Origin of the sequence: Streptomyces sp. NPDC002580 (assembly GCF_042889485.1) — a bacterium.
In the GTDB taxonomy this organism is placed as follows: Bacteria; Actinomycetota; Actinomycetes; order Streptomycetales; family Streptomycetaceae; genus Streptomyces.
The window spans coordinates 512,596-528,633 of sequence record NZ_JBIAQZ010000002.1; the positions used below are offsets into that span (position 1 = coordinate 512,596).

Annotated in this window: 14 protein-coding genes; 9 read left to right on the forward strand and 5 right to left on the reverse strand. The window is 71.8% G+C overall.

The annotated features are described in order from the left end of the window. Positions 1–14 precede the first annotated feature (14 nt). Together ACFYW7_RS08735 and ACFYW7_RS08740 are read right to left on the reverse strand one after the other, a co-directional pair. Entirely contained in the window at positions 15–167 is a 153-nt protein-coding gene (locus tag ACFYW7_RS08735) for a hypothetical protein (RefSeq protein WP_389499517.1), read from the reverse strand. 775 nt (positions 168–942) lie between these two features. Continuing rightward, positions 943–1,179 (reverse strand): hypothetical protein, encoded by a 237-nt coding sequence (locus tag ACFYW7_RS08740; RefSeq protein ID WP_389499519.1) that lies wholly within the window; start codon positions 1,177–1,179, stop codon positions 943–945. A 245-nt stretch (positions 1,180–1,424) separates the two neighbouring features. Here ACFYW7_RS08740 and ACFYW7_RS08745 point away from each other — a divergent pair, with 245 nt between their 5' ends. Together ACFYW7_RS08745 and ACFYW7_RS08750 are read left to right on the forward strand one after the other, a co-directional pair. Next, positions 1,425–2,462 carry a PHP domain-containing protein gene (locus ACFYW7_RS08745; protein ID WP_389499521.1) on the forward strand — a complete coding sequence of 346 codons (1,038 nt, stop codon included), beginning with the start codon at positions 1,425–1,427 and terminating at the stop codon, positions 2,460–2,462. A 458-nt stretch (positions 2,463–2,920) separates the two neighbouring features. Next, positions 2,921–3,880 carry an SDR family NAD(P)-dependent oxidoreductase gene (locus tag ACFYW7_RS08750; RefSeq protein WP_389499523.1) on the forward strand — a complete coding sequence of 320 codons (960 nt, stop codon included), beginning with the start codon at positions 2,921–2,923 and terminating at the stop codon, positions 3,878–3,880. A 128-nt stretch (positions 3,881–4,008) separates the two neighbouring features. Here the strand turns inward: ACFYW7_RS08750 and ACFYW7_RS08755 are convergent, their stop codons facing one another. Further along, the gene (locus tag ACFYW7_RS08755; protein WP_389499525.1) at positions 4,009–5,331 is read right to left on the reverse strand and encodes an ROK family protein; all 1,323 of its coding nucleotides are present in this window, start codon (positions 5,329–5,331) and stop codon (positions 4,009–4,011) included. Positions 5,332–5,499: 168 nt separating this feature from the next. On the opposite strand from ACFYW7_RS08755, the gene ACFYW7_RS08760 reads away from it, so the two are divergent. The 5 genes from ACFYW7_RS08760 (at position 5,500) to ACFYW7_RS08780 (ending at position 11,554) form a co-directional block, all read left to right on the forward strand. Beyond that, positions 5,500–6,813, forward strand: a complete 1,314-nt coding sequence (locus tag ACFYW7_RS08760) for an ABC transporter substrate-binding protein (protein WP_389499527.1) — start codon at positions 5,500–5,502, stop codon at positions 6,811–6,813. A 14-nt stretch (positions 6,814–6,827) separates the two neighbouring features. Beyond that, complete coding sequence (locus ACFYW7_RS08765; protein WP_389499529.1) at positions 6,828–7,829, forward strand: carbohydrate ABC transporter permease; 1,002 nt, start codon at positions 6,828–6,830, stop codon at positions 7,827–7,829. Between the two features lie 25 nt (positions 7,830–7,854). Then, a complete protein-coding gene (locus ACFYW7_RS08770; RefSeq protein WP_389500400.1) occupies positions 7,855–8,694 on the forward strand; it encodes a carbohydrate ABC transporter permease in 840 nt (279 codons plus the stop codon). Positions 8,695–8,735: 41 nt separating this feature from the next. Further along, entirely contained in the window at positions 8,736–10,094 is a 1,359-nt protein-coding gene (locus tag ACFYW7_RS08775; protein WP_389499531.1) for a GH1 family beta-glucosidase, read from the forward strand. 965 nt (positions 10,095–11,059) lie between these two features. Beyond that, on the forward strand, positions 11,060–11,554 hold the full coding sequence (locus ACFYW7_RS08780) for an FBP domain-containing protein (RefSeq protein WP_389499533.1): 495 nt from the start codon (positions 11,060–11,062) through the stop codon (positions 11,552–11,554). 142 nt (positions 11,555–11,696) lie between these two features. Here the strand turns inward: ACFYW7_RS08780 and ACFYW7_RS08785 are convergent, their stop codons facing one another. Beyond that, on the reverse strand, positions 11,697–12,293 hold the full coding sequence (locus ACFYW7_RS08785) for a TIGR03086 family metal-binding protein (protein ID WP_389499535.1): 597 nt from the start codon (positions 12,291–12,293) through the stop codon (positions 11,697–11,699). A gap of 119 nt (positions 12,294–12,412) precedes the next feature. Here ACFYW7_RS08785 and ACFYW7_RS08790 point away from each other — a divergent pair, with 119 nt between their 5' ends. Then, positions 12,413–13,675, forward strand: coding sequence for an aromatic acid exporter family protein (locus ACFYW7_RS08790; protein ID WP_389499537.1), 1,263 nt, complete (start codon positions 12,413–12,415; stop codon positions 13,673–13,675). A gap of 221 nt (positions 13,676–13,896) precedes the next feature. Beyond that, positions 13,897–15,174, forward strand: a complete 1,278-nt coding sequence (locus ACFYW7_RS08795; protein WP_389499539.1) for a lactonase family protein — start codon at positions 13,897–13,899, stop codon at positions 15,172–15,174. Here the strand turns inward: ACFYW7_RS08795 and ACFYW7_RS08800 are convergent. Next, positions 15,142–15,867 (reverse strand): DUF2470 domain-containing protein, encoded by a 726-nt coding sequence (locus ACFYW7_RS08800; RefSeq protein WP_389499541.1) that lies wholly within the window; start codon positions 15,865–15,867, stop codon positions 15,142–15,144. The two genes, ACFYW7_RS08795 and ACFYW7_RS08800, sit on opposite strands and share 33 nt — an antisense overlap. Positions 15,868–16,038 lie beyond the last annotated feature (171 nt).

The window sequence follows — 16,038 nt, forward strand, 5'->3', positions numbered from 1 at the left end:
TCGCTCCAGCTTGCTCAGGAGCGGCAGGGAGAGATCGACATCGTCCAACGAAGATCCAGCTTCTCCAGCGATGGCATCAGGGCGAGCCGGCCGGGCAGCCGGCCGAGGTTGTTGCTCCGCAGGCCGATCTGACGTAGTCGCGGGAGACCGGCGAGTGAATCCGGCACCTCGGTCGGGGAGTTCTCGCGTAGGTCCAGGTGACGCAGTTCATGCGGCTCGGCGACTGACGACGGCGAGTACTCGATCGCGTCTCCTCTGAGCCACAGCTCACGCAGACAGCGGAGCCGGCCGATGGCATCCGGCAGGGTGGTGAGGTGGTTCTCGCTGACGTCGAGGTAACGCGGACGGGTCAGTTTCCCGGGGAGTCGGGGAGCCGAGACAGCTGATTGTCGTGCAGGTGGAGGCAGTTGCTGAGCCCGGTCAGCCGACCGAGGGGGAAGCGGCGGGCGTGCAGCTCGTGAGCACAAGGCATCCGACCACCGCAACGGACGTTCTCCGCACCATTGTTGACACCGTGCCCCCGTCGTCGTCACCGCCCAGGACTCCTCCGCATGCTACGGCCGGGCAGGCGCGATGCGGTGCGGAGCGTTCGCGGCGATGGTCAGGGGACTCACGCGACGCAAGAGAACCGAGAGGGATGAACCGGGTCCGAGGCCGGGTCCGGGCCCGAGGCCGGGGATGGGGCCGGGTCGGGGATGGGTCCGGGTCGGGCCGAGGCTTGAAGGTTCGTCGGCCGCTCATCGTCCCGGACGCCGCCCTGGAACGGCTCCGGCCCTCGGACCACTCCGCACCCCGCCCCGAGCCGCCGAACGGAGTGCAGGGAGCGGATGGAGCAGCCGGAGCGGGCGGCCGGGGCGACGCGTCCCGGGGCCGGGCGGGATCGGCGCACGGCCTGGAGGCGGCCCCGTCACCGCGGCCGGGCTCTCTCCGGCCGGGGTCGCGTCAGCGCGGCTCCCAGGTGAGTTTGTCTCCGCCGACCCAGCGGACCACGTCGGGGTCGTCGAGATCGTGGACGGTGATGCCGTACGCCGCCGCGTACTGCAGGACGTCCGTGATCGCCTTCGCCTCACCGACCATCTCGCCGTCGATCTCCATGATCCGGAACGGCGGCGTGCCCGGCTGCACCCCGAGCACCATGATCCGCGGGTGGGAGATGTGAGGGCTCGCGCTTTCGGTCATGGCACGAGCGTAAGACGGTTCGCGCGGGTCAGCGGCGGTGCGAGCGGGTCTCCCGCCCACGCGGCCCGGCATGCCGCGGAACAGCGGAGATCCAGAGGTTCGCCCAGGTGGGTGAGGTGCGCACCCCGCCGCCCGGGATTCGGCAGCGCCGCCACGGCGAACACCCGCCGTGCGGACCGGCGACGGCTCGGCAACGCTGGGGGGGGGAGCCTAGGCGACCGACGCGACCGCAGGGAGGAGTGCCGATGGATCCCGTCGAGGCCCTGGACCGGATCGCGTTCCTGCTGGAACGGAGTCTGGCCCCCACCTATCGCGTACGGGCCTTCCGCACCGCGCGGACCCTGCTCGCCGCGATGCCCGCCGACGAGGTGCGCGAGCGCGAGGAGAACGGGACGCTGGAGTCGCTCAAGGGCATCGGCCCGAAGACCGGCCAGGTGGTGCGGGAGGCGCTGGCCGGTGAGGTGCCGGGCTACCTGGAGAAGGTGGAACGCGAGGCCGCCGGGCCGCTCACCGAGGGCGGTCAGGGCCTGCGGGAGCTGCTGCGCGGTGACTGTCATCTGCACTCGGACTGGTCGGACGGCGGCAGCCCGATCGAGGAGATGGGGCGTACGGCGGCGCGGCTCGGTCACGAGTGGGCGGTGCTCACCGACCACTCGCCGCGGCTGACGGTGGCGAGCGGTCTGTCGCCGGAGCGGCTGCGCGAGCAACTGGCGGTCGTCGCCGAACTCAACGAACGGTGGGCGCCCTTCCGGCTGCTCACCGGTATCGAGTGCGACATCCTCGACGACGGTTCGCTGGACCAGGAGCCCGAGTTGCTGGAGCGGTTGGACGTGGTGGTCGTGTCCGTGCACTCCAAGCTGCGGATGGACGCGAGACCGATGACCCGCCGCATGCTCGCCGCCGTACGCAATCCGCACTCGGACGTACTCGGCCACTGCACCGGACGGCTGATCGGTGAGCGGGGGCGGCCCGAGTCCGAGTTCGACGCGGAGGCGGTGTTCGCGGCCTGCGCGGAGACCGGAACGGCCGTCGAGATCAACAGCCGCCCGGAGCGCCTCGACCCACCGCGCAGGCTGCTGCGCCAGGCGGTCGGCGCGGGCGCCCTGTTCTCCGTGGACACCGACGCGCACGCCCCCGGGCAGCTGGACTGGCAGATCTACGGCTGCGCGCGGGCCGAGGAATGCGGAGTGCCCGCGGAGCGCGTCATCACCACGTGGACCCTGGAGGAGCTGCTCACCTGGGCCGGAACGCGAGCGGCGCCCGCCCGTGCGAGCAGCCGCTGAGACGGCGAAGCGCGACACGCGACGGCCAAGGCACGGCCCGCAGGCGATCGTGACGCACGTCACCGGCGATGGCGTCGATCCAGGGAACACCGGCAGGTAGTTACCCGTTGAACAAACCGTGGGTGCGGATGGGACAGTGTCCCCGGGCTCCACCTTTGCCCACAGGGACGATCGTTCGGCTGAAGCCCTGTGGAGCGTCTCGCCGTGAGGCGACCGCCATCGGTGCCCACCCAGAGCCGGCCCCGACCGAGATTCCCCCGTCCGGTCGGGGCCTTCCCCTTGCCCGATTCCGTACGTGCTTCCCGCCCGATTCCGTGCTTGATTCCGTACGCGTCGCCGCGCGCGATCCGGTTCCCCGGCCGGCGTCCCGCCGGACCCCCGCGCCCGCTCGACCTCGTGGCGCCCCGCCTTCGTGTCCGCTTGACTTCGAGTCCACTCGAATTCGTAGCGTGCCCGTCATGAGCACTGCACAGCACAAGATCGGCTCGGGTTTCGGCGCCCGGAGCACCGCCGACGACGTCCTCCGCGGAATCGACCTCTCCGGCAAACTCGCGGTCGTCACGGGCGGCTACTCGGGTCTCGGGCTGGAGACGACCAGGGCGCTGGCCTCGGCGGGCGCCCGCGTGGTGGTCCCGGCGCGGCGCCCGGCGACCGCCCGCGAGGCGCTGGCGGGCATCGACGGCGCGGAGACCGACGAGCTGGACCTGGCCGACCTGGACAGCGTGCGCGCCTTCGCCGAGCGGTTCCTCGCCTCGGGCCGCACCATCGACATCGTCATCGACAGCGCCGGTGTCATGGCCTGCCCTGAGACCCGGGTCGGCCCCGGCTGGGAGGCCCAGTTCGCGACCAACCACCTCGGTCACTTCGCCCTGGTCAACCGGCTCTGGCCGGCCATCGAGCCGGGCGGCGCGCGGGTGGTGTCCGTGTCCTCCGCCGGGCACCACTACTCCGGGATCCGCTGGGACGACGTGCACTGGCGCGAGGGCTACGACAAGTGGGGGGCGTACGGGCAGGCGAAGACCGCGAACGTGCTGTTCGCGGTGGAGCTGGACCGGCGCGGCCGCGATGCGGGCGTACGGGCCTTCTCGTTGCACCCCGGCGGCATCCTCACGCCCCTCCAGCGGCACCTGCCCAAGGAGGAGATGGTCGAGCGCGGCTGGATCGACGAGAACGGGAAGCCGCTGAACCCCGAGGGCTTCAAGACGCCCGAACAGGGAGCGGCCACCCAGGTGTGGGCCGCCACCTCGCCACAGCTGGCGGGCCTGGGCGGCGTGTACTGCGAGGACTGCGACATCGCCGAGCCCGCTCCGGCGGACGGCGCCCGGACCGGCGTACGCGCCTACGCGACCGATCCCGCGGAGGCGGCCCGGCTGTGGGACCTGTCGGCGGAACTCACCGGGGTGAACGCCTTCGCGTGAACCGCGCCGGTCGGCCGCGCCCACGGTCCGGGAGACCGGCGCGACCGCTCGTACGTCCGGCCCGTCACGGCGGCGCGCCGGGCGCCCGGTGCCCGCCGGAACCGCCGTGGCCCGCTGTCCGTCGGCGGTCAGTGCGGCGCCCGCTCCTGCAGGGCCGTGCGCCAGGCCGGCGACGGGCCGGTCGGCGCGGGTTCCTCCCGTCGGCCGCCGCGCGCGAAGAAGTCGGCCAGCGGCAGGATCGCGGCACCGACCGTGACGGCGTCCGGACCCAGGCGGCCGAGGTCCACGGTGACCCGCTGGGCGGGATAGCGCAGGGCGTACGAGGAGGCGTAGCGGCGTACGGCGGGCAGGAACCGCGAGCCGAGCTGGAGGCCGGCCCAGCCGCCGATGAGGATGCGCTCGGGCTGGAAGAGGTTGATCAGGTCGGAGAGGCCGGCGCCCAGGTACTCGGCGGTCTCCTCCAGGACGGAGAGCGCGATGCGGTCGGGCTCGGTGCCCTCGGGCGGGTAGGCGGCGGCGAGCATCGCGGTGAGCGCGGTCTCCTCGTCGGTGCCCTCCGGGGGCCGCCCGCCCTCCTCGCGCCAGCGGTCCAGGAGCGCCTCCGCTCCCGCGTACGCCTCCAGACAGCCCAGGGCGCCGCAGCGGCAGCGGCGTCCCCTGACCCGGACGGTCAGGTGGCCCCATTCGACGGACCGGCCGTTCTCCACCTCCTCGGTGACGAGGCAGGCGCCGACGCCGGAGCCGAAGAGGACGACCACCGCGTTGCGGGCACCCCTTCCGGCACCGAACCACATCTCGGCCTGGCCGAGGGTACGGGCGCCGTTGTCCGCGAAGTACGGGACGGTGTCGGGGAGTTCGCAGGCGGAGCGGAGGAGGGACTCGAGCGGTACGGCGTCCCAGCCGATGGTCTGGCCGTGCACGACCGCGCCGCGCTCGGGGGTGTGGTCGACGATGCCGGGCACCCCTATGCCGACGCCCAGGAGCCGTTCGGGGGCGATGTCGGCCTCGGCGAGGACCTCGGCGATACCGTCGCGGATGTGGCCGACGATGACGTCGACGTCGTACTCCCGGCCCCTGAGCGGCCGGTCGGCCTCGTAACCCTGGCGCTCCAACGGCCGCTCGGAGCGGGCCAGTTCGGTGAGGGTCAGGTCGAACAGCTCGATGCGGACGCGGGTTTCGCCGACGTCGACGCCGATCATGTGGCCGCTGCCGGGCACGACACGCAGCAGGGTGCGGGGGCGGCCGCCGTCGGAGTCGACGCTGCCGGCCTCCTCGACGAGGCCGTCGGCGACGAGTTCGGCGACCACGTTGCTGATGGATCCGGAACTCAGCCCGGTGGCGGGGCCGAGCTCGTAGCGGCTCATGGGCCCGTCGAAATACAACCGTTGTAGTACGGCGGTGCGATTGCCCCGCCGCAGGTCACGCACTGTCCGCCCGTTCCGCGCCGCCATGTGTTTTCCCTTCCGGCCTGCCCGACCTGCAAGATACCCCTGCGCGATCCCTTGACGCGACTTTCTTCCGGGTCTTAACTCACGTCCTAAATTAAGCCATGAGGATCGTTCGGGAAGTGAACGCGGGCGCTCCTCATGGCTCCCTCCGGGAAAGGGACAGAAGCAGCCATGCGCAGAATCCGAGCCGCGGCCGCCGGTGCGGTCACCATCTCTCTGCTGACCGCCGCGACCGCCTGTGGCGGTGGCTCGTCGAACGGCGGGTCCAACGACTCGCCGAAGACGCTCACGTACTGGGCGTCCAACCAGGGCGCCAGCATCGAGGTCGACAAGAAGGTCCTCGCGCCCGAACTGGCCAAGTTCGAGAAGGACACCGGCATCAAGGTGAAGCTGGAGGTCGTCCCCTGGTCCGACCTGCTGAACCGCATCCTCACCGCGACCACGTCGGGCCAGGGCCCGGACGTCCTCAACATAGGCAACACCTGGAGCGCTTCCCTGCAGGCGACCGGTGCGCTGCTGCCCTGGGACGCGAAGAACTTCGCCAAGATCGGCGGCAAGGACCGCTTCGTCGACTCCGCGCTCGGCTCGACGGGAGCCGAGGGCAAGGACCCCGCCGCGGTGCCGCTGTACTCGATGGCGTACGCGCTCTACTACAACAAGAAGATGTTCGCCGACGCCGGCATCTCGGGTCCGCCGGCCACCTGGGCCGAGCTGGTCGCCGACGGCAAGAAGCTCTCCAAGGGCGGCAAGTGGGGCCTGGGCGCGGAGGGTTCGAACGCCTCGGAGAACATCCACCACGCCTTCGTCTTCGCCAAGCAGCACGGCGCCGACTTCTTCACCGCCGACGGCGCCGCCGACTTCACCAACGACGGGGTCGTCTCCGCGGTCAAGCAGTACGTCGACCTGATGGCGAAGAACAAGATCATCGCCCCGGGCAACGCCGAGTACGCGCAGAACCAGTCCGTGAGCGACTTCGCCAAGGGCAAGAACGCGATGCTGCTGTGGCAGTCCGCGTCCGCGAACCTCAAGTCGCAGGGCATGAGCGAGGACGCGTACGGGATCGCCCCCGTGCCCGTGCAGTCCGGCACCCCGGGGACGGGCACGAACGTCAACTCGATGGTCGCGGGCATCAACCTCGCGGTGTTCAAGAACACCAAGAACCTCGACGGCGCCGCGAAGTTCGTGAAGTTCATGACCAGTGACGCCGAGCAGAAGATCCTCAACGGCGCCTACAGCTCGATCCCGCCGGTCAAGGCCGCCCAGACGGACACCGCGTTCAACTCCCCCTCGAACGCGGTTCTCAAGGACACCCTGGCCAAGAGCGCGGCCGCGCTGCCGCAGGTCGCCGACGAGTCCCAGTTCGAGACCGCGGTCGGCACCGCCATCAAGGGTCTGTTCGCCGACGCCGCGGGCGGGCGCGCGGTGACCACGGCCTCGGTGAAGGCGGCGCTCGACAAGGCCCAGCAGCAGATGCCGAAGAAGTGAGTGCGGACACCACCATGACCACCACGACCGCCGCCTCCGCCGAAACCGGCGAGCGGACGGTGCGCAAGAGCTCCCCCGGTGCGGCGCGCGGCCCGCGCCGCACCGGGCGGATCAAGCGCATCGGACTGCCCTACCTGCTGCTCCTGCCCGCCCTGTTCCTCGAACTGCTGGTCCACCTGGTGCCGATGGTGATCGGCATCGTGATGAGCTTCAAGGAACTCACCCAGCTCTACATCCGCGACTGGGGCGCCGCGCCCTGGGCCGGCCTCGACAACTACTCGGTGTCGGTGGACTTCGACGCGCCCATCGGCAAGGCGCTGCTGCACTCCTTCTTCGTCACCATCGCCTTCACCCTGCTCTCGGTCGGCCTGTGCTGGCTGATCGGCACGGCGGCCGCGGTCTGCATGCAGGACAACTTCCGCGGACGCGGTGTGCTGCGGGCCCTGTTCCTGGTGCCGTACGCGCTGCCGGTGTACGCGGCCGTCATCACCTGGGTGTTCATGTTCCAGCACGACAACGGCCTGGTGAACCACGTCCTGCACGACCAGCTGCACCTCACCGACAAACCGTCCTTCTGGCTGATCGGTGACAACAGCTTCTACGCCCTGCTGACCGTGTCCGTGTGGAAGGGCTGGCCGTTCGCCTTCCTGATCGTGATGGCGGGCCTGCAGAACATCCCGGGCGAGCTCTACGAGGCGGCGGCCCTCGACGGCGCCGGAGTGTGGCAGCAACTGCGCCGCATCACCCTGCCGTCGCTCAGGCCGGTCAACCAGGTCCTGGTCCTGGTGCTGTTCCTGTGGACGTTCAACGACTTCAACACGCCGTTCGTCCTGTTCGGCAGGACCGCCCCGGAGGCGGCGGACCTCATCTCGGTCCACATCTACCAGGCGTCCTTCGTCACCTGGAACTTCGGCACCGGGTCGGCGATGTCCGTCCTGCTGCTGCTCTTCCTGCTCGTCGTGACGGGCGTCTACCTGCTGCTGACCTCCCGGGGAAGGAAGACGGCCGATGTCTAGCACCTCCACGACCCACCGCTCGCCCATGGCGCCGCCGCGGTCCTTCCTGTGGTCCCGGCGGATCTTCCTCACCCTGCTCACCGGCTTCGTCCTGGTGCCCGTCTACGTCATGGTCTCCAGTTCGCTGAAGCCGCTCGCCGACGTGTCGGGGAAGTTCCGCTGGGTGCCGAGCGGGCTGACCCTGCGGCCGTACGTCGACATCTGGTCGACCGTGCCGCTCGCCCGGTACTTCGTGAACTCGCTGATCGTGGCGGGCGCGGCCACGGCCTGTTCCGTCGTGATCGCGGTCTTCTCCGCCTACGCCGTCAGCCGCTACAACTTCCGCGGCAAGCGCGTCTTCACGGTCACCGTGCTGTCGACCCAGATGTTCCCCGGCATCCTCTTCCTGCTGCCGCTGTTCCTGATCTACGTCAACATCGGCAACGCCACCGGGATCGCGCTGTTCGGCTCGCGCGGGGGTCTGATCCTCACCTATCTCACCTTCTCGCTGCCGTTCTCGATCTGGATGCTGATCGGGTACTTCGACTCGGTGCCGCGCGATCTCGACGAGGCGGCGCTGGTGGACGGCTGCGGACCGCTCGGCGCGCTCTTCCGGGTGGTCGTGCCGGCCGCGATCCCCGGCATCGTCGCGGTCGCCGTCTACGCCTTCATGACCGCCTGGGGCGAAGTGCTGTTCGCGTCGGTGATGACCAACGACGAGACCCGCACGCTCGCCGTCGGGCTCCAGGGCTACTCCACGCTCAACAACGTGTACTGGAACCAGATCATGGCCGCCTCGCTGGTCGTCAGCGTCCCCGTGGTGGCCGGCTTCCTGCTGCTCCAGCGCTATCTCGTCGCCGGCCTCACGGCGGGAGCCGTCAAGTGACCGACGCCACGACCAACCCCACCGATGACGAAGGGACTTCAGTGACCATCGACCTTGCCGCCCTCCCCGAGGACTTCCTGTGGGGCACGGCCACGTCGGCCTACCAGATCGAGGGCGCCGTCACGGAGGACGGTCGCTCCCCCTCCATCTGGGACACCTTCTCGCACACCCCCGGCAAGATCGACAACGGCGACGACGGGGACGTCGCCTGCGATCACTACCATCACTGGCCCGAGGACATCGGGATCATGCGGCAGCTCGGCGCGAACGCCTACCGGTTGTCCGTCGCGTGGCCCCGGGTGATGCCGGACGGCGACGGCCGGGTCAACGCCAAGGGGCTCGACTTCTACGACGCGTTGATCGACGGCCTGCTGGACGCCGGGATCACGCCCTCGGTCACCCTCTACCACTGGGACCTGCCGCAGGTGCTCCAGGACCGGGGCGGCTGGCCGGCCCGCGACACGGCGCACCACCTCGCCGCCTACGCGTCGGTCGTGGCGGAGCGGCTCGGTGACCGCGTCCAGCACTGGACCACCCTCAACGAGCCGCTGTGCTCGGCCTGGATCGGTCACCTCGAGGGGCGGATGGCCCCGGGCTTCACCGACCTCACCGCCGCGGTCCGCGCCTCCTACCACCTCCTGCTCGGCCACGGTCTCGCCACCCAGGCGATCCGCGCGGCCGCGCCCGGCGCGCAGATCGGCATCGTCAACAACCTGGGCAGCATCGAGGCCGCCACCGATCGCCCGGAGGACATCGCGGCGGCGAAGCGTCAGGACGGGCACACCAACCGCTGGTGGCTCGACCCGGTGCACGGCCGCGGCTTCCCCGCCGACATGGTCGAGGTCTACGGGGTCGAACTCCCCGAGGTCGCGGGGGACTTGGAGACGATGGCCGCACCGCTGGACTGGCTGGGGCTGAACTACTACTTCCCGTCCAGCGTGGTCGACGACCCGACCGGTCCGGCCCCGCACGCCCGCCAGATCCGCCGCCCCGGCGTGCCCGTCACGGGCATGGACTGGGAGGTCGAGGCCGCCGGCATCGAGCGGCTGCTGCTGCGCCTGACGAACGAGTACGGCGCCCGCAAGCTGTACGTCACGGAGAACGGCTCGGCCTACCCCGACGTCGTGCTCCCCGACGGCACCGTCGACGACCCGGAGCGCACCGCGTACCTCGAACAGCACCTGGCGGCCTGCGCCTCGGCGGCCCGCAAGGGGGTTCCGCTGGCCGGCTACTTCGCCTGGTCGCTGCTGGACAACTTCGAGTGGGCGTACGGCTACGACAAGCGGTTCGGCCTGGTGCACGTCGACTACAAGACACAGCGACGGACGATCAAGGGCAGCGGCCACCGGTACGCGCAGATCGTCCGCGAGCACCGCGCGCGGGGGCGCAGCGCGGCTTGAGGGAACACCGGGGGCCGGGCGGCGATCGCCGGACACCCGGGATCCGGATCTCCGGGGGCGGGCCACCGCCGGACCGGCGGAACGCGCGGCCGCCGGTGATCACCCGGCCGCTCGAGGGCACCCGAGCACCCGAGTCGGCCGGGGACATCAGCGTCCCCGGCCGATCCCGTCGAGGCCGGCCGGGGATCACCGCCTCGCCCATCCTGGGCGGTTCTGGACTCTGGCTGAAAGGTGAACAGCCTGGTCAGGATCACCGCCATGGGTACGGAGAACGGCGCCGCTGGAGCCTCGGGCGAACGCCGGCCGCCGGCACCGCCGCGACGCGCCGCACGGGTTCCGGCCGTAGCGGGGTGCGTCGCGGGGGTCCTGGCGGTGGGTCTCGTACTCGCCGCGGGTCGGGCACCTTCCGTCGATCCCCATGACACCGTCCACCTCGTGGGCCGGCACCGCTGAGATCGCCCGGCCCGGCCGCCGGGATCGGCGCGCCCGCCGCCCGTGTCCGGCGGTGGGCGGTGGGCGGTGGGCGGTGGGCGGTGGGCGGTGGGCGGTGCCAGACCTTCTCCAGGTCCTGGAGGTCGTGGCGGCCCGTGCGGGCGGCGTCCCCGATGCCCCCTGGGTCGAGGCGGCCGCCCTCGGCGATGCGTGCGCCGGTTCCCCGTACTCGCGGCCTCGGTCGTCGGCGTGCAGGCGCGACTCCGCGATGCGGAGCCGGTATCCGGGATGCCAGGCCGTTGGGCAAGGCAGACGGCGGGCCGTGGTCTCGACGGAGACATCCCGGCGGCGACGCGGGAGCCGGACGGTTCGGCCGCGCTGTCCGGATGCAGGAGCGGGCGCGGCCCAGTGCCCTTCCGGGCAGCCGGAACGGCGGTGCCCGAAATCCATTGGTTCCCCCTCATGGAACTAGGTACCCTCGGCCAAAACCTAGGACTCCTAGGTTTTGGTCATAGGCACCCAGGAGGACTCCCATGAGATCGCTCACCGAGCAGGACATCCGCGGCTCGTTCGTCAACTGCTCCCGGGGTGAGGCCAAACGGCTCGCGACGCCCCGCGATCTCGGCGAACGCCCATGGGACGACCTGGACTTCCTGGGCTGGCGGGATCCCGGCGCGCCCGACCGCGCGTATCTCGTCTCCGAGGGGGCGCAGGGCCTCGTCGGGGTCACCCTGCGGCTCCCCTCCGCACGGCGCGGGCTCCTGCACCGCAGCCTGTGTTCGCTGTGCCTGACGACGCATCCGGGCAGCGGGGTCTCGCTGATGACGGCCCGCAAGGCGGGGGCGGCGGGACGCGAGGGCAACTCGGTCGGCGTCTACATCTGCGCCGACCTCGCGTGCTCCCTCTACGTCCGGGGCAAGAAGGCACTGGAGTCGGGCAGCCGCTTCGAGGAGACCCTCACCACGGAGGAGCAGATCGCCCGGACGGTCGGCAACCTCTCGGCCTTCCTGGCGAAGCTGAACGGCTGATTTCACGGGCCGGGAAGTCCAGCCGCTCCCGGACGCGGGGCCCGGCCGACCGGCGGCCGCTCCGGTGCCGTGTCCTGGGCGGGCCGCCCGGCCCGGACACTCCGGGCCGGGCCCCGTGCCGGGCGCCGCAGAAGCGGACCGGTCAGGACTCAGCGGGCTTCCAGTGCGGGTCCCGGCCCAGGAAGGCGAGCAGCGCCTCGGCCCGGCCGGCACCCTCCGGCACCTCGCGGGCGGCGGCGAACACCCCGAACGACTCACGGAGGTGGTCGGCCAGCCGGTCCGCCGCCAGCCGGATGCCCTCGGCCAGCTCGTCGTCGAGGGGAGACTCCTGGCCGGTCGCGACCGCGATGTCCCAGGCGTGCACGGCCGCGTCCATGGCCCCCGCGGCGGCCGCCACCGGCAGCGGCAGCGGGCCCAGCGGCGTCGCGACCTCCTCGGCGTCGACGGGCAGCCCCGCGTAGACGGCGGCGACGTCGGCGAGGACCTTGTCGAGCGCCGCGGCCGCGTCCGGGTCCAGGGCGTCCACGGGGTGGAAGGCGTCCGAGTCGGGCCATCCGGTGCCGGTGACGGCGGCGCCGTACGCCTGCTGGTCGAGTCGAGCGTGGTTGAGCACCTGGCGCACCGTCCATGCGTCGCACGGAGTCGGCGCACCCCACGCGCCCTCCGGCACACCCGCGACGACGTCACGCAGTCGCGCGTGCGCCCGCGTCAGCAGTTCGACGCCCTCGATGCCGTTCACCCTGGTTCCTCCCGATACCGTCCGACCGAGCCGATGCCATCAATCTAGGCCCCCTTGCGGACAGCCACGGTCCGCGATCGGGACGTTCGTTACCCGTGGGAAACGGGAAGGCCCCCACCATGCAAGAGGCACGTGGTGAGTGGACGGCATCCGTCGCGAAGATCGTGGAGCGGCGCCGGGAGCCCGTGGTCGTCCAGACACTGCGTTCGACGGCCGCCGCGACGCTCGCGTACGTCGTGGCCATCCATCTGAGTCCCGAGCCCGCGCCGCTGACCGCGCCCCTGACCGCGCTGCTGGTCGTACAGGTCACGCTGTACTCCACGATCACGACCGCCGTCCGACGGGTGAACTCCGTGGTGGCGGGCGTCGTCATCGCCATCGGGTTCAGCAGTCTGGTGGGGCTGACCTGGTGGAGTCTGGGCCTGATCATCCTCGCCTCGCTGGCCGTGGGTCATCTGGTCCGGGTCAGCGAGTTCGTGCCCGAGGTGGCGATCAGCGCCATGCTGGTCCTCGGCGTCACCCGGGTGGGTGACACCGCGTGGGCCCGCGTGCTGGAGACCCTGATCGGGGCGGTCGTGGGGCTGGCCTGCAACCTCGTACTGGCGCCACCCGTGTGGGTGGGCGTCGCCGGTGAGTCGATCGAGGATCTGGCACGCCGGATGCGGCAGTTGATGCTGCGGGTCGGCGAGCAGGCGGCCGGGCGCACGCCCTACGAGGTGGCGGCCGAGCGACTGCACGAGGCCCGCCGCCTCGACCACGACATCGCCGGGGTGGACGCGGCCCTGCGGCAGGCCGAGGACAGCCTGCGGCTCAACCCGCGCGTGCAGGAGGGACTGCTGCACCGGGTCGTGCTGCGCACGGGCCTGGACACCCTGGAGATCTGCACCGTCGTCCTGCGGGTCCTCGCGCGCAGCCTCACCGACCTGGCCAAGGAGCGCGAGCCCCACCCCCTGTTCGATCCGCAGGCGGGCGCCGTCCTGGAGGAACTGCTGTCCGAGATCGGCGACGCGGTCGTCAGCTTCGCGGTGCTGGTCACCACCGACGTCAGCCGGAGCGCCGAGTCCGCCGAGGCGCGGCTCAGCGAGGAACTCGGCACGGCCGGCGCCACCCGCGACAAACTGGCCCGGCTGTTCCTCGACGAGGTCCAGCGCGACGCGAGCCAGTGGCAGTTGCACGGATCCGTCCTGACCGAGGTCACCCGCATGATCGACGAACTCGACACCGAGCACCGGACCCGTCGGCTCATGGAGGAGCTGGACAGCTGTATCCGCCGGGAGCACGAGCGCCGGCCACGCCTGGCACGACTGCGGCGCCGGCTGCGTCTTCCGGCCCGGCTTCGCCGCCAACGGAAACGTGGAACCACCGCCGGTCGCTCCAGGTGACGGCTCGCGTCCGGGGAACCGGGAGGACACCGCCGGTCCGGTCCCGCCCGACGTGGTGGGCGCGGGCGCGGTGCGGCCGGTCGGCACAGGGCCGGCGACCGGTGGGTGGTGGGCGCGCGTTGCGGATGACGCGACGCGCACCGCCGTTTTTTGCGCTTCCGGGGTGCCGCACGCCAAGGTGGCTGTCCCAGCCGAGGCAACCGAGCCCCCGAGGTACAGGCATGAGCAGTGGAGCGGAGCACTCGCGAGGCGCGGGCGGCGGCTGGACCAGACGCCGTCTCGTCGGCGCGCTGGCCGGAGCCGCCGCGATCACGGCGCTCCCCGCACCGGCCGCCCCACGGGCGGACGGGGACGCGCGGGCGCCGGACCTGACGGGACCGCCGGCCGGTCCAGCCCCGTCAGTGCCCCCGTCAGCGTCCTCTTCGCCCTCCGCGTCACCCTCCGGGTCCCCCTCGCCGGCCCCGCGCTCCGGTCCCCGGCCGCTGTTCCTCGGCACGTACACCTCGGCCGACGGCGGCGGGAAGGGGATCGGCCTCGCCACGTACGACGCGGTGACCGGGGAGGTCACCGGCGGCGGTGTCGTGACGGGCGTCGACGACCCGTCCTTTCTGGCGGTGCATCCGGACGGCCGGGCGCTGTACGCCGTCGACGAGCGGACCGCGGGCACGGTGACGGCCGTCAGCCTCCCGGGCCACGAGGTGCTCGGCACGCGGGCCACCGGTGGCGCGGGGCCCTGCCATCTGTCCGTCCATCCGAGCGGTCGCTGGCTCTTGAGCGCGAACTACGGCTCGGGAAGCGTCTCGGTGCACCCCCTCGACGCGTCCGGCGCGATCGGCGAACGCACCGATCTGGTCACCCACTCCACCCCGGCGCCCGGCCCCGGCCAACAGGGACCGCACGCGCACCAGTTCATCACCAGCCCGGACGGCGGCCACCTGCTCGCCGTGAACCTGGGCACCGACACCGTCTACAGCTACCGCCTGGACACGTCCGCGGGCACGCTCACCGAGGTGTCCCGGGCGGCGACGAGGCCGGGGGCGGGCCCGCGTCATCTCACCTTCCACCCCGGTGGCCGGTACGCCTATCTCGCCAACGAGGTCGACGACACGGTGACGGTCTGCGGCTACGACCGGGGCACCGGCCGTCTCACGGTGGGCGAACCGCAGTCCACGGGCACGGGAGGCGGCACGAGTCACCCGGCGCAGATCCTGGTGACCTCGAACGGCGCGTATGCCTATCTCGCCAACCGGGGCCACAACAGCCTGACCCGGTACGCGATCGAGGCGGACGGCGCCAGGCTGCGGTTGTTGGACACGGTGCCGGTCGGCGGCGACTTCCCGCGTCACATCGCGTTCTCCCCGGACGGGCGGCTGTTGTTCGCGGCGAACCAGCGGTCGGGCACCGTCAGCGTCTTCCACGTCGACGACCGCGGCGGTGAACTGCGGCGTACGGGCGAGCCGTTCGCCTCACCGGTCGCGGTCTGCGCGCTGCCGCTGTAGAGCACGGGGGCGGGAGGCGGCACTCGCCTGCGTGAGCAGGACGTGCATGCGCTCCGTGAGCTGGGAGACGTCGTCGGCGGGCGCGTGGAACGGCAGGCGTACGTCACCGTTGCCGCTCGCGCGCTCGATGCGCAGGGTGAGCCCATGGCGGTCGACGGCGAGCGGCTGGACGAGCACCGCTCCGTGCAGGCTCTCCGGTTCCACCAGGCGGGTGAGCCGGTCGACGGCGTCCGGGTGGGAGTCGGCGAGATGTGTGAGCAGCTGCGCCTCGGCGAGGGCGAGCGGGTCGGGCTCGGCGAGGGCCAGTTCGTCCAGGTCGACCACGACGGTCCCGCCCGGGCGGCGCAGCACGGCGCGGGTCGTGCGGAACGCCAGGTGTCCGTCCTCGGGGAGGAACCGGCCGGCGAGCCAGAGGCGGGCGCGGATCCGGTTGCGTACCGGCACCGGCGCCACGTCGGCGAATTCCAGGACGGCGGACGGCTCTCCGCGCGGCGAGCAGATGGCGGCGGCGAGGAGCGCGCTGTCCTCCGGCACCCGCAGGAGCACCCGGCCGTCCTCGGCGACGGTGTGCGCCCCGACGAACTCCTCCCGGCAGCCCTCCGCGGTCACCGCGCAGGACCAGGCCGCGGCGAGCACCGAGCGGGCGTGCTCGGCCGCGGCGGGCGCGGCCGTCCAGGTGTGACGGTCACCCATCGACTTCCTCCTTAGGTAAGGCTTGCCTAAGTTATCGAAGATCGAGGCATACGCCAACCACGCTCACCGAAACGGCTGAACCTCCGGCGGGATCTCGCCCCCGGAGCAGGCCGCCGGCCACGACGGGACCGCCCCGCGCGGGCCGCGTCCCAGGACATGACCGGCGGGCGC

Bases quoted from the DNA above. Each gene is read 5' to 3' on its own strand.
- ACFYW7_RS08790 (WP_389499537.1), top strand. From the start codon at position 12,413: ATGCAAGAGGCACGTGGTGAGTGGACGGCATCCGTCGCGAAGATCGTG.
- ACFYW7_RS08745 (WP_389499521.1), top strand. From the start codon at position 1,425: ATGGATCCCGTCGAGGCCCTGGACCGGATCGCGTTCCTGCTGGAACGG.
- ACFYW7_RS08770 (WP_389500400.1), top strand. From the start codon at position 7,855: ATGGCGCCGCCGCGGTCCTTCCTGTGGTCCCGGCGGATCTTCCTCACC.
- ACFYW7_RS08760 (WP_389499527.1), top strand. From the start codon at position 5,500: ATGCGCAGAATCCGAGCCGCGGCCGCCGGTGCGGTCACCATCTCTCTG.
- ACFYW7_RS08750 (WP_389499523.1), top strand. From the start codon at position 2,921: ATGAGCACTGCACAGCACAAGATCGGCTCGGGTTTCGGCGCCCGGAGC.
- ACFYW7_RS08780 (WP_389499533.1), top strand. From the start codon at position 11,060: ATGAGATCGCTCACCGAGCAGGACATCCGCGGCTCGTTCGTCAACTGC.
- ACFYW7_RS08800 (WP_389499541.1), bottom strand. From the start codon at position 15,867: ATGGGTGACCGTCACACCTGGACGGCCGCGCCCGCCGCGGCCGAGCAC.
- ACFYW7_RS08755 (WP_389499525.1), bottom strand. From the start codon at position 5,331: ATGGCGGCGCGGAACGGGCGGACAGTGCGTGACCTGCGGCGGGGCAAT.
- ACFYW7_RS08740 (WP_389499519.1), bottom strand. From the start codon at position 1,179: ATGACCGAAAGCGCGAGCCCTCACATCTCCCACCCGCGGATCATGGTG.
- ACFYW7_RS08765 (WP_389499529.1), top strand. From the start codon at position 6,828: ATGACCACCACGACCGCCGCCTCCGCCGAAACCGGCGAGCGGACGGTG.
- ACFYW7_RS08795 (WP_389499539.1), top strand. From the start codon at position 13,897: ATGAGCAGTGGAGCGGAGCACTCGCGAGGCGCGGGCGGCGGCTGGACC.